Origin of the sequence: Saccharomonospora amisosensis (genome assembly GCF_011761185.1) — a bacterium.
In the GTDB taxonomy this organism is placed as follows: domain Bacteria; phylum Actinomycetota; class Actinomycetes; order Mycobacteriales; family Pseudonocardiaceae; genus Saccharomonospora_A; species Saccharomonospora_A amisosensis.
The window spans coordinates 523,144-537,990 of record NZ_JAAOYM010000001.1; the positions used below are offsets into that span (position 1 = coordinate 523,144).

Annotated in this window: 12 protein-coding genes; 3 read left to right on the plus strand and 9 right to left on the minus strand. The window is 68.5% G+C overall.

Annotated features, from left to right (window positions below):
• Nucleotides 1–41: 41 nt before the first annotated feature.
• Together FHU38_RS02615 and FHU38_RS02620 are read right to left on the minus strand one after the other, a co-directional pair.
• On the minus strand, nucleotides 42–1,127 hold the full coding sequence (locus FHU38_RS02615; RefSeq protein ID WP_167175402.1) for a sigma-70 family RNA polymerase sigma factor: 1,086 nt from the start codon (nucleotides 1,125–1,127) through the stop codon (nucleotides 42–44).
• 95 nt (nucleotides 1,128–1,222) lie between these two features.
• Nucleotides 1,223–1,621 carry a hypothetical protein gene (locus FHU38_RS02620; protein WP_167166138.1) on the minus strand — a complete coding sequence of 133 codons (399 nt, stop codon included), beginning with the start codon at nucleotides 1,619–1,621 and terminating at the stop codon, nucleotides 1,223–1,225.
• Nucleotides 1,622–1,776: 155 nt separating this feature from the next.
• On the opposite strand from FHU38_RS02620, the gene FHU38_RS02625 reads away from it, so the two are divergent.
• The gene (locus tag FHU38_RS02625) at nucleotides 1,777–2,163 is read left to right on the plus strand and encodes a hypothetical protein (protein WP_167166140.1); all 387 of its coding nucleotides are present in this window, start codon (nucleotides 1,777–1,779) and stop codon (nucleotides 2,161–2,163) included.
• The gene (locus FHU38_RS02630; protein WP_167166142.1) at nucleotides 2,160–3,050 is read left to right on the plus strand and encodes an amidohydrolase family protein; all 891 of its coding nucleotides are present in this window, start codon (nucleotides 2,160–2,162) and stop codon (nucleotides 3,048–3,050) included. Before FHU38_RS02625 ends, FHU38_RS02630 begins: the two co-directional genes overlap by 4 nt.
• A gap of 308 nt (nucleotides 3,051–3,358) precedes the next feature.
• On the opposite strand, the gene FHU38_RS02635 is transcribed toward FHU38_RS02630, so the two are convergent.
• The 6 genes from FHU38_RS02635 to FHU38_RS02660 form a co-directional block, all read right to left on the minus strand.
• Nucleotides 3,359–4,249, minus strand: coding sequence for a PaaX family transcriptional regulator (locus FHU38_RS02635; protein ID WP_167166145.1), 891 nt, complete (start codon nucleotides 4,247–4,249; stop codon nucleotides 3,359–3,361).
• Between the two features lie 260 nt (nucleotides 4,250–4,509).
• Nucleotides 4,510–4,827, minus strand: coding sequence for an STAS domain-containing protein (locus FHU38_RS02640; protein ID WP_167166146.1), 318 nt, complete (start codon nucleotides 4,825–4,827; stop codon nucleotides 4,510–4,512).
• A complete protein-coding gene (locus FHU38_RS02645) occupies nucleotides 4,824–6,437 on the minus strand; it encodes an ATP-binding SpoIIE family protein phosphatase (protein ID WP_167166148.1) in 1,614 nt (537 codons plus the stop codon). Before FHU38_RS02645 ends, FHU38_RS02640 begins: the two co-directional genes overlap by 4 nt.
• A gap of 189 nt (nucleotides 6,438–6,626) precedes the next feature.
• On the minus strand, nucleotides 6,627–7,532 hold the full coding sequence (gene ligD / locus FHU38_RS02650; RefSeq protein WP_167166150.1) for a non-homologous end-joining DNA ligase: 906 nt from the start codon (nucleotides 7,530–7,532) through the stop codon (nucleotides 6,627–6,629).
• A complete protein-coding gene (gene ligD / locus FHU38_RS02655) occupies nucleotides 7,529–8,956 on the minus strand; it encodes a non-homologous end-joining DNA ligase (protein WP_167166152.1) in 1,428 nt (475 codons plus the stop codon). Before ligD (FHU38_RS02655) ends, ligD (FHU38_RS02650) begins: the two co-directional genes overlap by 4 nt.
• A gap of 47 nt (nucleotides 8,957–9,003) precedes the next feature.
• Complete coding sequence (locus FHU38_RS02660) at nucleotides 9,004–12,246, minus strand: S8 family serine peptidase (protein ID WP_167166155.1); 3,243 nt, start codon at nucleotides 12,244–12,246, stop codon at nucleotides 9,004–9,006.
• Between the two features lie 169 nt (nucleotides 12,247–12,415).
• Between FHU38_RS02660 and FHU38_RS02665 the strand changes: the two genes are divergently transcribed.
• Nucleotides 12,416–13,201, plus strand: a complete 786-nt coding sequence (locus tag FHU38_RS02665) for a metal-dependent hydrolase (protein ID WP_167166157.1) — start codon at nucleotides 12,416–12,418, stop codon at nucleotides 13,199–13,201.
• Here the strand turns inward: FHU38_RS02665 and FHU38_RS02670 are convergent.
• On the minus strand, nucleotides 13,198–14,730 hold the full coding sequence (locus FHU38_RS02670; protein WP_167166159.1) for an amidase: 1,533 nt from the start codon (nucleotides 14,728–14,730) through the stop codon (nucleotides 13,198–13,200). The genes FHU38_RS02665 and FHU38_RS02670 overlap by 4 nt on opposite strands.
• Between the last annotated feature and the right edge of the window lie 117 nt (nucleotides 14,731–14,847).

The window sequence follows — 14,847 nt, forward strand, 5'->3', positions numbered from 1 at the left end:
GAGAAAGCTAGTCACCAACGTGACGGCTGTCAAAGATGTGACTAGAAAGTTCGGGGTTTCTCGGTTGCCGGAACGCAGAACTCGCGGTCGGGAGCGCAGGACTCGCGGGCCGGAGCGGGGGACTCGCGGTCGGGAGCGGGGGACTCGCGGGTGAGGGGGAGGCCGAACAGCTCGAAGACCTCGGTGTCCATGAAGTTGGCGACGTGGCTGATCCCCTCGGTGGTGAGGGTCAGCAGCTGAAGGGTGAACGCGCGGTAGGTGCCGTCGGCCGGGTCCCGCAGATACTGCGCGAACCCCGGCTGGGAGTTACCCCGCACCGGGACTAGCAACACGCCGCCGGGTCGCGCTGGGCAACGGTTGGCGAGGTGGTTCGCGACGTCGGCGCTACCTCGGTACCACGCGGCGTACGGCGGCATCTCCCAAACGATGTCGTCGGTGAACAGCCGCACCAGGGCATCGACATCCTTGCGCTCGAACGCGCTCAGGTAGCGATCCAGCAGGTCCCGCTGCTCGCTCTCCGTGGGTTCGGCGACTTCGTCCGGCCTCGGTGACACCTTGGCCAGTTGCGCCCTTGCCCGTTGCAGCGTGCTGTTGACCGCCGCTGTCGTGGTGCCGACCGCCTCTGCCACCTCCGAGGCCTTCCACTTCAGCACGTCACGCAGTATGAGCACCGCGCGCTGTCGTGGCGGCAGGTGCTGCAGGGCGGCGACCAGCGCCAACCGCACCCCCTCCTTCGCCGCGACGATCGAGGCCGGATCGGACGTGGAGTCGGCTTCGGCGTCCGGTAGCGGCTGTAGCCACGGCACGTCGGTGCGCTCGGCGAGGTCGGCGGAAGGGTCTGCGCTGGTGCTGCCGAGGCCGGTGGGCATCGGCCTGCGTCCACGAGTCTCCAGCGCCGTCAGGCAGGCCGTTGTGGCGATGCGGTGCAGCCAGGTCCGCAGCGAGGACCGGCCTTCGAAGCGGTCGTATGCCCGCCATGCCCGCAGGTAGGTCTCCTGGACCAGATCCTCGGCGTCGTGCGCCGAGCCGAGCATTCGGTAGCAGTGCGCCAGCAGTTCGCGGCGCAGCGGGTTGGCCTGGCGGAGGAACTCGTCGTCGAGTTCGCGGCCGTCCGCGCCGGTGAGCATCGAGTTCGCGACTTTCTCCACCGCCTCATTCTCCTCCAGCCACCGACACGCACCGAACGGTTACGTTGCGGCCGCGTGGCGTTACGGTCCGATGTTCACAGCGGCGGGGTGAACTCGATACGCCATCGCCCACCGGCTTCGCCGACCGCGATGTCGTAGGAGAACGGCGCCCCTTCCGCTCGCCTGCCGCTGACGGTGGCGAGAGTGGGTCGTTGGGCGTTCGGGCGCAGGGTCACAGTGATGTCGTGGGCTCGTACCCGCCGAAGCTCGTCCAGATACGCGGACGCGAACTCGTCCAGCTCTCCCGGCGGGTATGCCGTGAGCCGCGCGAACCGTTCGATCTCTCGCGAGTTGAGCGCGCGCTCCAGTTCCTGGCGTAGCTGCGCCGGTGTGGCCACACCCGGGTCGGGCTGCCTCGCGATGAGCACGGTGACGACCACGATCCACACCACGACGATCACCACGACGCCCGCGAGAAGCCTGTTCCTGCGCATGCGCTCGACGCTACCCAGCCGGGGCCCAGCGAGGTGGTCAGCTCGGCAACGAGCTGCGCCGCCGGGTGGGGAAACCGAGCTGTTCCACAGCTCGTTGACGATCGTCACCAATATGGCTAACGTCTGCCGGGTCGCGGTAACGGGAGAGGGTGGCAATGCTTGAAGGCAAGGTGGCCGTGGTCACCGGCGAGGGCAGGGGGCCGGGCCGGGCGTACCCGGCCGCTCTCGCCGCCTTCGGAGCGTCGGTCGTCGTGAACGACGTCGATGGCGAGGTGGCCGCGGAGACTGTCGAGCTCATCACGACGGCGCGCGGGGTGGCGGTGGCCGGCCCCGTCGCCGTCGGCGACGTCGCACCCGTGGTGGTCTACCTGGCCTCCGAGTGCGCCGGCGAGCGCATCTCGCTGTGGTCGCACCCCACCGAGGTGGTCACCGCCGTACACGCGGGCGGTTGGGCGTCCGCCGACGTCACGGTGAGGTTCGCCTCGACGCCGGCAGCCCAGTCACAGGACTACAAGTCGACCATCATGGGAGCACCGAAATGACCGTGTACGCCAAGCCCGAGATCGACGTCTCCGCCGTTACGGCGATCGACGTCCATGTTCACGTGCACGCCTCCGTCCGCGGGTCGGCCGTGAACGAGGCGGCAATGAAGGAGATGGCCGAGTACTTCCGCAACGACGACGTGCGGCCGAACAACACCCGTGACATCGCGAACTACTACCGCGAGCGCGGGATGGCCGCGGTGGTGTTCGGTGTGGACTCCGCGGACAAGGAAGGAGCCGTCAGCAACGAGGAGGTCGCCGAGATCGCGGCGGAGAACTCCGACGTGCTCATCCCGTTCGCCAGTATCGACCCCGCGCGTGGCGCGGAGGGAGTGGCGATGGCGCGGCGGCTCATCACCGACTACGGTGTCAAGGGGTTCAAGTTCCATCCGAACACCCAGGCGTTCTACCCGAACGACCCGGATGCCTACCGGCTGTACGAGGTGATCGCGGAGCACGGTCGCATCGCTTTGTTCCACAGTGGACATACCGGAGTCGGCGCCAACACGCGTGGTGGTGGGGGAATCCGGTTGAAGTACTCCAACCCGATGCATGTCGACGACGTCGCCGTTGACTTCCCCGACATGCCGATCATCCTGGCGCACCCTTCGTTCCCGTGGCAGGACGAGGCGCTTTCGGTGGCACTGCACAAGCCCAACGTCCACATCGACCTGTCCGGATGGTCGCCGAAGTACTTCGCGCCGCAACTCATCCAGTACGCGAACACCCTGCTACGGCACAAGATGCTGTTCGGCTCGGACTACCCGGTGATCACACCGGAGCGCTGGCTGCGGGACTTGGACAAGATCGACATCCGGGAAGAGGTCCGCCCGCTGATCCTGAAGGAGAACGCGGCCAGGCTGTTCGGGCTTACGGCCCGCGACTAGCGAACGGGTGCCGACCCGGCCACACCGACGGGCTGGAGATCACGCAGGACCGGATCAACGAGTTCGCCGAAGCCACTGGCGACCACCAGTGGACACTCGGCGCGCGAAGGACGGGCCGTTCGGCACGACCGTCGCGCACGGCCACCCTCGACGAGGTCACCGAGAACCAAGGTGGCGTGCAGTCACGAGTCACCCCGACCTTCGAGGCGCAGGGGCAAGAAGAGCGCGCGTACGCGGCGACGATCGTGCTGCGCGGCTACTGGCTGAAGCAGAAGTTCCGCCACGCGGGTTCTGAGGGCTCGGAGCCGCTACGCGGTTCGCTTACCCTGGCGGTCTCTCGGGTCGGTCGCGTCGCGTGTGGGCAGTGCGATGCGTTCCACGAGCGCATCCACTTCACGCTCGGCCTGCGGGGCGAACGCCGAACGCATCCGCAGGAACACGTGCTCGGCGCGCACGGCGGGCCAGTCCCTCGGCAGGTGCTCGACCGGAAGGCCGGGGTCCTTGCGCAGCAGTAGCGTCCATTCCGTGTGCATGAGCAGTTGCCGGGGCAGCACGTCCTGTGACGAGGCCAGTGGATCGGCGATGTCCCAGCGGTGCAGGAAACCCCGGTAGCCCTCGGCGAGCTCCTCGAGGTCCCAGGTTTCCGCGATCATCTCCTGGATGTCCGTGGGATGAAGCGTCGTGGCACGGAAGGCCTTCACGTGGTCGGCTACGTCGAGCCCCTCGAGCAACTGGTCGAGGTCGACCTCCCTCGGCGTGATCCACAGGCCGTTCTGCAGCGGGCCGAAACCGGCCCAGGCCAGCCGCGAGCGCAGCAGGTGACGGTCGGACCTGCGGGTTTCCGGCAGGGAGAAACCGAGCACGGTCCAGTGCCCGTCCCACTCCCGGTTAACCGCCTGCCGGACGCGGGTTCCGCCTTCCTGAAGGACGCCTGCGGTGTACTCGGTGAGCCCGAGATACACACGCTTGCCGCTGCGGTGTCGTTCCAGCAACCCGCGACGGGTCATCCTGGAAAGGGTGGAGCGGGCGGCGTGCTCACCGACACCCACCTTGGCGAGCACGTCGATGAGGCTGGCCGAGTAGACGGCTTCGTCGCGGCCAAGCAGGTGAGCGGCGAGGAAGTTGAGCAGCAGTGCCTGTGGCCGCTGCCACGGTGTAGCGGTTGATCCGGCCTCGTCCGCCGTGTCCTGCGAATCCATCCGCCCTCCCCCGTGGGTAGGTACCCCGCCACTCTGGTGTCGATGGTAGGTCAACCGTCTCGTGCCCCGACCTCGGTGCCGCGCGCGGGACGGCGCTGTGACCTAGTCATCTGTTTGACGTCCGTCACAGGGGAGAATAACATTGGCAGCCGCCGCCCCGCCGGGCCGCGGGTCGGTGGAGTGATCGCGGGGTGCGAGTCCACGTAGGACCCTTCGACCTGTGGGCGCCTGCGAGTTGGACGGGCTTGCCGCAGGCGTGGTCAGCCTCGCACGTTGACGACGGAGGCCAGGCCGGAAAGCTCGATGACGCGGCGGACGGGTGAACCGTACGGAGCGATCACGGTGCAATCCGTTTGCAGCAGCCGTAGCCGTTCCGCCAGCGCGAACAGTATGCGCAGGCCCGCGCTGTCGATGTAGGTGAGGCCACTGAGGTCTACACACACGCCCGCCAGCCGGTTGCTGACCGCCGCGAACACCTCCTGCTGCACAGCTTCAGAGTTCGCCAGGTCAACCTCGCCGTCGATCACGATGTCGACCGTGGCATCGCGGGTGTGTGCCCGGACACTGGCATTCGTCATTCCGGGTCAGCTCCGTGGAGCCGCTTGCCCAGGTACACATCCGTACCGGCGCCGTCGTGGTGCAGCACCGACATCTCGTCGCAGAGCTGGCGCATCAGCTCGGTGCCGCGCCCCCGGTGCGCGCCTCTCGGCGAACGCCAGGTACCGCTGTCGCTTACCGTGATACGGACCTCACCATCACGGTAGTGCGAGCACACCGTGTACTTCCCGCCACCGGGCCCGTAAGCGTGCTCGATCACGTTGGCCGCCGCTTCCCCGACCGCCACCAGCAGGTCGGAAACGTCGTCCTCGGAGGCGCCGACCGTCGGCAGCCATCTGCGAAGCGCCGTGCGCAACTCGGCCAGGGATTCCGGCACCGCCTCCAGTTCGAGTTCCATTTGATGCAGGTTGTGCAGGTCCTGCCTTCGCATCGCCAGGACGGCGATGTCGTCGGTCGCGGGCCGGTTACCGACGAGCCCGCTCAGCACCCTCGCGCACGTCGCCTGCGCGGGCCCGGCCCGCACGTGCTGCCGCAGCAGCCTGAGGCCGTCCTCCAGCGGCTGGTCCCTGCGCTCCACGAGGCCGTCGGTGTAGAAGCAGACCGTCGTGCCATAGGGGATGTCGATCGTCGTGGTGCGGCGGCGATATGTCGGAAAGCCCGCGCCGATGGGCGGGTCGACGGGCACCTCCGGCATTGTCGACTCCTCGCCGGGCACGGCAAGCACGGGCGCGGGGTGCCCTGCCAGTGACAGGTGTATGCGTTCCAGCGACGGTTCCCACATGGCATAGGCGATCGTGGCCATGGAGCCAGGCTCGAAATGGCGCATGTGCCGGTCGAGTCTAGAGAGCACGTCGGCGGGGTCGCTCGCTTCGAGAGCGTAGGAACGTGTTGCCGTGCGCATCCGGCTCATCACTGTCGCGGCGGGCAACCCCTTGCCCACCACGTCCCCGATCGCGACGCACAGCCAGCCCGACGGCAGCGTGAAGGCGTCGTACCAGTCGCCGCTCACCCCGACGGCCTCGCCCGGCACGTAGCGCGAGCAGAACTCCAGCCCGGAGACGTCCGGAAGCCGCCCAGGCAGCAGGGACCGTTGTAGTGCCGAAGCGGCGGCGCGCTCCGCCTGGGAAATCCGCGTCTTCGCGGCGAGCGCGATACGGTCGGCTACGAGCCGCAGCAGTCTCACATCCTCGTCGGTGAAGGTCCTTGTCCGCAGCGTGCCGACATGCAGCACGCCGATCAGTTCGTCCGCGGCGAGCAGTGGAACACCGGCCAGTGACACCAAGCCCTTGTCCCACAGTAACGAGTTGACGACGGTTTCCGGGTTGATGTGTTCCAGGACGAGTGGTTTGCGCTCGGCGGCGACCCTGCCCGCGAACCCCTCGCCGATGGGAACGCGAACACCCTGGTGTACCTCTTCCTCGATGCCGGAGGATGCCGTCGCGAGCAGTTCCCCGCCGTCCCCGTCGACAAACAGTACGGTCGCAGTGTCGGCGTCGAGGACATCGCGCACCCGGTTCAGCAGTTCCTGCAGCAGCTGCTCCACGCTGAGGTGGGCGAGCGCTGCGTCGGTGACCGCCTCGATCCGGCGCAGGCGGTCCTCGGCGCCGTCTGTCTCGACCGCCCATGGCATGTGGGCGAGCATAGTCCCGTCAGGGGTTCACGGCAGGCTCGAACTCCCGCCGGATGGAACGGGATCACACTTTTGCCGCGAGGACATAACGGACGGTCCTTCCAGTAGTACGGATGGCGACGAACTGATATTGATCTGCGGTATGTGTCACACCATTCGGCCGAATCCGCCAGGCCATGGAGCGTGCCCTCACAGTCGGGGCCGATCGTCGGTGAGCAGCGGCTCGAACAGGTCGCCGAACTCCTCGATACGAGCCAGCACGTCCGCCGCTGTGAAGACCACATCGGACGCATGCCGGACGGCGGCCACCTCCTGCCAGCTCAACGGCGTGGACACGGTCGGAGCAGGCCCTGCCCGCAGCGAGTAAGGGGCCACCGTTGTCTTCTTGGGGTTGTTCTGGCTCCAGTCGATGAAAACCTTGCCCGGACGCAGGTTCTTCGCCATCCGGGAGACGATCAGGTCCGGCTGCTCCCGCGCGAGCACCTCGGCCAACGCCTTGGCGTACTGGCTGGTGCGCTCGGGCGAGCTGGTTCGCACCGGCGAGTAGAGTTGCAGCCCCTTCGACCCGCTCGTCTTCGCGAGCACCGTAAGCCCTTCCGCCTCGAGCACCTCCCGCAGTCGGACCGCTACCCGGCAGCATTCGACGATGGTCGCGGGAGCGCCAGGGTCCAGATCCAAAACGAGCAGGTCCGGATTCTTCCTGCCGTCACGTGGCCCGACAGTCCACTGTGGAATATGTAGTTCCAGGCTCGCGAGGTGGGCGACCCAGACCAGGGTGGGCAGGTCTTGCACGAGCGCGTAGTCGGAGGACTCCGAGCCCCGAGAGCTGCCCGGAGTCTCGATGCGCACCGTGCGCACCCATTCCGGCGCGTGCCGTGACACGTCCTTCTCGAAGAACGAACCCTTCTCGACGCCGTCCGGGTAACGCTTCAGCGTCAACGGCCGGTCTCTGATGTGCGGTAGTAGTACCGGCGCGACGCGAACGTAGTAGTCGATCACCTCGCCCTTGGTGAACCCGGTTTCCGGATACAGCACCTTCTCCAGGTTGGAAAGCCGTAGCCTGCGGCCCTCGATCTCGACAAGCGGCCCGGTCACCGGATCAACTCCTCCGCGCGGCGGTCAGGGCGCAGGCCGCGCCACACCGGTGCGCGAAGCCTCCCGTCACGGGTCCAGTCCTTGAAGGTGACCTCGGCGACGAGCCTGGGGCTCACCCAGTGGGCACCCTTCGCCCGTTCCCTCGGCAGGCTCGACCGAAACGGTGAGGTCTTGCGTTCCAGGCGACGCAACCTGGTCGCCAGCGTGCGCAGCACGTCCTCGCTGAACCCCGAACCCACCAGGCCGATGTAACGTAGGCCGCCCTCTTCGGGCAGGCCTAGCATCAGCGAACCGATGGTTTCCGCCCGGCTGCCCTCGCCTGGCCGCCAGCCCCCGATCACGACCTCGAGCGTTCGCAGGTCGGTGATCTTCAGCCAGCACGCGCTGCGCTTGCCGGGCGTGTACGGGGAGTCGAGTCGCTTGGCCAGTACGCCCTCGAGTCGCTGCTCCGCGGCCGCCTCCACCACCGCGGCGCCGCCGCCGGCGAAGCTCGGCGACACCTGCCAGTTCTGTCCCGCGAGTTCGAGGCCCTCGAGCAGTTCCCTGCGCTGCCGGTACGGCAGCGACAGGGTCGAGCGGCCGTCCAGATGCAGCAGGTCGAAGATCAGGTAGGTGACGGGCCGGTGCTGGGAGAGTTGCCTCGCCCTGCGCTCGCGTGCGTGCATTCTGCTCTGCAGCGCCTCGAAACTCGGCCTTCCTTCGTGCAGGGCGACGATTTCGCCGTCAAGCCAGGCCTGCGTGCTTCCGAGTTGCTCGCCAAGCGCCTTCAACTCGGGATAGGTGGCGGTGATGTCCGAACCACTGCGGGAGAGCAGCGTCAGCCTGCCGCCCTCCACCCTGGCGAGGGCGCGGACCCCGTCCCACTTGAACTCGTAAGCCCACAACGCGTCGGCCTCGGTGTCCGGAAGTGTGCCCTGGACGGCGAGCATGGGCACCAGCTTGCCAGGAAGCGGAGTCCAGTCGGGGTCGTCGGTTTCCCCCGAGCGGATCACCTGCCAGTTGTCACCGCTGCGGAAGAAGACGAACTTGCCACGGGCCCGAGTTCCGTGCAGCACGACCGACACCTCGTGGTCGCTCCATTTCAGTGTCTCGTAGCGCCCCCTGTCCCAGATGGTCATCCGGCCCGCGCCGTACTCGCCCTTCGGAATCTCGCCGGAGAACGTCGCGTACTCCATCGGGTGGTCCTCGGTGTGCACGGCGAGGCGAGGAGTGCCCGGCTCGGTGGGCAGCCCCTTGGGGACGGCGAACGACACCAGCACCCCTTCGCGCTCCAGCCGCACGTCCCAGTGCAGCCGGCGGGCGTGATGCTCGTGGATCACGAAGGTGTCGTCGCCGCCCCCGTCCGGGCCAGCACGGTCCGGCAGCGGTTCCGGCGTGCGGCCCGCACGCCGTTTGCGCCGGTACTCCTCCAACTTCGCGGCCATACCTCGCGGGTACCCAGCTACCGGCGATAGCTAGCACCGGCAGGGTGTCACGTACTCGGCGTCACGGACTCCACGATCACCACCCCGGAACCGACCCGCTGGTCGTCGGCCGTCCGCACCGTCACCAACCCCCGCAGCACCCGGCCGTCGCCCGGTTGACCGTTCGCGGTGACCTCGCCCGGCACGGTCCAGGTCGAGCCGGTGGGTCGTGCCGCGTCGGCGTCGGTGACCTTCACCTCGCCGAGGCCGGGGGCGGCGAACAGGTCGAGATAGTCGTACTCCGTGCTCCCTGCCGGTACCGCGTAGCCGTCAACAAGGACCCGCCACGCGCCGGGCGCCGGGTCGCTGACCGTCACCGACTCCTCGGAGTCGCCGTCGGCACTGAACCCGGCCAGCTCGCACGTGCCGCTGGTGCAGTCGTACACGATCAGATCCAGGTCGGCTCCGCCGTCGGAGGTGCCGCCGATCGTGGCCGTCAACTCCGTCGCGCCCTGCGGCACCGTGAGCTCGTACGACTGGGACTCGCCGTCGGCGATCGTCGGCCGCGCCACGCGGGCGCTGTCGAGTGGGCCGCCGGTGAGCCGTCCTGTGAACTCGCCGAGCGTGTTGGTGACCGTGTACTCGCGGGCGACCGGCTCACCCTGCACGGCCTCACCGAGCACATCAGGGTCCGGGCTGATCGTCGTGCCCTGCACGGCCGCGGTCAGTCGCCATGGTGCCGAGTCGGTGTCCGACGTCCGCCGTGCCTCGACAACCAGTTCCCACACGCCGGGCATCGGGTCGGTAACCACCCGGCTGGTCGCCGAGCCTGTTGGGCAGCCACCCCCGGCGTCGGGGTTGTAGCAGACCAGTGACGATGTCGAGTCCACCGGGACCCCGGTGGGGTCGTAGCGCACGAACCGCACCTGGCCCGCGTCGGGCGGACCGCCAGCCGCCATGTCGATCCGCAGCGAGCTGGTGCCCTCGGGAACCCGCACGAACACGCTGCCCACCTGGTTTCGCTGGATCGTCCCGGACGCCGTGGCGGTGAAGCCGTTGTCCTCGGTGAAGTCCAGCGGCGCGAACACGGTGTTCATCGTCTGCACGTCGATGCCGACCGTGCGAGGATCGTCCAGCCGCAACAGCGCTGAGTGGGTGCCTGCCGAGGTCGGGTTCACGCGCACGTTCAACTTCACCGGCTGGTTCAGCGGCAGCCGCACGCTACGCGGCGCCGCGAACGTGCCGTCGTTGCCCACCCAGCTCACGCGGTAGCGCGGCGATCGGTCCGGACCCGTGGTCCTGGTAAGGGTGTAGGTGCGCGTGTATGCCTTGCCCACGGTCACGCCCTCCCGGTCGTGGATTCCCACCCCGGTGTCGGGTGTGGCGAGCTGGTCGGAAAGCACCGTGTTGACCGGCACCGACGTGACCACCGTCTGCTGCCGCTCACCACGCAGCGAGGTGAGCGCCCGGAAGGTGTCGATCAGTCCCGCTCCCTGCGCGTACGCGGGGACGCCGTCGACGAACCTCGCGGTGGAGGCCAGCGCGGAGCGCAGCGTGGCCACTGGCGGACGGTTGCCCTTGTGCGTCGCCTTGTACGCGCTGACCAGTAGTGCCGCCGCGCCGGTCGCCTGCGGGGCCGCCATAGACGTGCCGTTGAACATGCCGTACCCGGCGGGCAGCTCGTAGGTGCCTGGCACCGGCGAACCTTCCTGCCAGCGCGGAATGGTCGAGACCGCGGCACCGGGCGCCACCAGGTTGGGCTTGAAGCCACCGTCCTCGCGCGGGCCCCGCGAGGAGAACGGGTGCAGGCTTTCCGGGCGCGGCGAAGCCGAACCGTAGTTCGACAGCCAGGTGTCGTCGGTGATGTAGGAGCCGACGCTCACAGCGTCGGTGGCCACGGATGGGTCACCGACGGAGTTGGCGCCCGCCCCGCTGTTTCCCGCCGAGATGAACAACTGGACGTTGTAGGTCTCGATGACCCGGTTGTACAGCTCGGCACGGGCATTGTTGCCGTCGTTGAGCGCGGGCAGCCCGCCGATGGAGATGTTGACGACGTCCGCGCCGTTGGTGGCGGCATAGACCACGCCGTCGATCAGCCCGCTCGCCGTGCAGGAAGGAGTGGTCAGGCAGACCTTCACCGACATCAGCCGCGCGCCGGGGGCCGCGCCGTCCATAGCGCCGCCGAACAGGTCGTTACCCGCCGCGATACCCGCGACGTGCGAGCCGTGCGCCGCACCGGCGATGCCGATGTTGACATAGCCGGGCTGGTCGGTCTGCACCACGAACGGGACCCGGTCGAGCACCCCGGTCGCCGGGTTGTCGACACCGAAGAAGCCGACGTCGTGGTCGTTCTTGTAGTCGGTCATCGGCCGCTCGTCGGTGAAGTCGCCGTCGCCGTCGAGGTCGACCCGCACCGCCGCGGTTTCGGTGTCCAGCAGCACGCCCCAGCTGTCGGCGCTGTCACCGTCGCGGTTCACGTCACCCCCTGTCTCGCTCTGCGCCGAGCCGAGGTCACCGGCGACCTCGGAGAACAGCCCGAACCGGTGCGAGCCCGCAGGCGCGACCCACTCGCGTCCATCGGAGGTGAAGGCGCCGGAGACCGGCTCGGCCGACAGCCGCACCCACGTGCCGTCGCCGGATGTCGGCGAGTTCGCCGTGTACCAGTCCACGATCTTGCGCTTGCCGGTGCTCGTGGTCGCCAGCGCGGGATGTTCCAGGTCCACACCCGTGTCCAGTACCGCGATGGTGGTGCCCCTGCCGTCCCAGAACGGGAAGCGCTCACCGAACTGCGCGGCGTTGGTGTCCTGCGTCGGCAGGTAGGGGTTGGCCCTCGGAGTGTCCGCGTCCGGCGCGGGCTGGGGCAGCGGGTCGGTCGCGCCGACGGGAGCGGGCTCGTCCCTTCGGATGAGCCCGTCGACGTCAACGGCTGCCACCGAACGCAGCTTCGGCGCGCGTTCGGCCTCCTCGATGGGAACGGTGACCTTCAGGTAGTCGAGCTTCGCGTCGGTGGACCGGACCACGCCGCCGATGGAACGCAGCTCACCCGCCGCGGCGTCGGCACGCCCTCGCTGTGCCGCGACCAGCAGGGTGACCCGCGTCTTCCCGGCTCGTTCCGCCTGCTCGACGAGCATCCGATCCTGCTCGTCGAGTTGCCGCTCGTCTCCGGGACCGGGCGGCCGATCCTGCTGACCGAACACCGGTGCCGCTCCCAGCCCGAAGGTGGTGGCGGCCGCTACCACCGTGACGGCCGTGGTGACACCGGCCCGTCTCAACCAACGTCGTTTCGTCACAACGTGACCTCCCGCCAGCATGCGCCCGAGTGATCTCCACGGGCCCGATCAACGTTTCACATCTGGGCGCGAAAAGCCGAAATTTCCGACTTTCGTAGGGCTTTCGACCGCCCCGGTGATCATCTGGACGGCCGGCTCGGGGACACTGTTGCTGATCTTGGCGTTCTGCTGTGCCGGAGGGTGTCCAGCCATGATGGGTCGAACCCACGCGCTCACCGGCTGGTGTGCCGGGCTTGGTCTCGCGCCTGCCGTCGGCCTCACCTCGGTGGCGCAGGTGGTGGTGTTCGCGTCGACCACCGCTGGATTCGCGTTGCTGCCGGACCTGGACCACCCGCATGCCAGGGCATCGAAACTGCTCGGGCCACTGACCGGTGCCCTGTCGTGGCTGCTGCGCAAGGCTTCGGCCGGGCTGTACGCGGTGACGAAGGGGCCGAGGGACGAGCGGGTGAAGGGCACTCACCGGCATCTTTCGCACACACTGCTGTTCGCCGTCGCGCTCGGTGCGGGGACGGCGGCGGCGACGGCGGCGGGCGGCCCGTGGGCGGTGGCCGGTGTGGTCGTGCTGGGATTGCTGCTCGCCGAGGACGCGCTGGGCGACTGGCTGTTCCCGGTCGCGGGAGCCGGTGTGGTGTGGTGGGTCCACGAGAACAGTCCCGGCGTGCTGGCTCAGCTCGACACCGTGTCGGGCTGGCTGGGTATCGCGGTGGCGGCGGGCTGCTTCACGCACTGCCTCGGCGATGCCCTCACCGAGTCCGGTTGCCCGTTCCTGTTTCCAGTTCCCATCGCGGGAGAGACGTGGTATGAGCTGCGTCCGCCCGCGTGGTTGCGGTTTCGCACCGGAAAGACCGTGGAGACGAAGGTGCTGTTCCCAGCCTTCGCTGTGCTCGGCGTGCTGCTGTTGCCTGGCGTGTGGAACGCGCTTGTCGGGTTCGTGCAGGACGTCGTCGCGGCAGGCGCCACCGAGGCTGGTGGCTAGGCCCGCGACGGCTTGGGAAACCCGCCGACGAGTTGCTCGAAGGCGTGTGCCACCCGCAGTGGCGTGGCGTCGTCGAACCGCTTGCCGACGAGCATCAACCCCACAGGTAGCCCTTCGCTCAACCCCGCGGGAACGCTGATGGCCGGATGACCACTCACGTCGAGCGGCGCCGTGTTCGCGATCATCGTGAGCGCGCGCTCCACGTAGGTCTCGCGGCTGTCCTGCTCCGTGACCAGCGGGGTCGCGGTGTAGGGCAGGGTCGGCATCGCGAGCACGTCGAAGGAGCGCAACGCGCTGTCGTAGTCCTCCCGCAGCGAGTTCGCCAGGTTACGGGCCATCGCGTAGTGCCTGCCCTGGTAGTTCGTGAGGCTGTAGTGCCCGCACATCGCCACCAACTTGACCGTCTCGGAGAGTTGGTCCGCGCGCTCCACCCGGTTGCGGCCGTAGTGGGCCATCAGTTCGGGGTCGTAGCTGCCGTCCCAGTTGAGTCCGTAGCCGTTGCCGTCGAGCATCTGGTATGCGGCCCCCTCGGTGGCCACCACGTTCCAGATGTGCAATCCGTGCCGATGCCACGGGACGCTGACCGTCGACACCTCCATGCCCGCCTCGCCCAGCCGCGCCACCGCCGCGCGCACTACCTCGTCCACCGCGGGGTCGGAAAGGCCGGGAATGCCGAAGCCTTCGTCGACCACCCCGACCCGCAACCCGGCGACCCCGGAATCCAGCGCGGCGACGTAGTCCTGTGGCCGCACGTCGGCAGGCTGGCGGGGATCGTGACCGTCGGTGCCCGCCAGCACCGACAGCATCAGTGCGGCGTCGGCCACCGTGCTGGTGATGGGCCCGAGGTGGTCGATCGTGAGTTCGATCGGGAAGGCTCCCGTGTAGGGCACCAGTCCGTGGGTGGGTTTGTGCCCGACCGTGCCGCAGAACGAGCTCGGGATGCGCACCGAGCCGCCCTGGTCACCACCGATCGCCAGGTCGACCTCGCCCGCGGCGACGAGTGCCGCGCTTCCGCTCGAGGAGCCTCCGCTGGTCCGTGCCGGGTCCCACGGGTTGCGCACCGGGCCGGTGGCGCTGGTGTGGCTGGCGCCGGAGAAGCACAGGTCCTCACACACGGCCTTGCCTGCGATGGTCGCTCCCGCCTCCAGCAGCCGTGTCACCACTGTGGCGTCGCGGGAAGGGACGAAGCCCTCCAGCGACCTGGAGCCGTTCATCATCGGGACGCCCGCCACCGCGATGTTGTCCTTGATCGCCACCCGGCGGCCGCTGAGCGGACCGTCTATACCGGACGCTATGTCGGTCTTGACGTACCAGGCGCCGAGGGGATTCTCCGCGTCCGCGACCTTCTCGTGGTCGCGCCGCGGTGGCCGTGGTGACTGGACGGCGTACAGTTCCTCGACGGCGTCGTAGGAAAGCAGGGACGCGTCCACGAGCGCGGAGAACGACTCGACGGCGTCGGCGTCCAGGTGCAGGCCGTAGTGCTCGGCACTTCGACGGAGCTGCTCGGGAGTGGGGCGTTGAACCGGCATGGCTGCCTCCTGGCGAAACCCGGTGATCAGCGGATAGTAGGAAGCCCGGCGCGCGGCCGTCAACGCGCTCACCCCGAGCGCACGGTTCGCTTCGCCCCGGCACGGCCTCGACCGGGC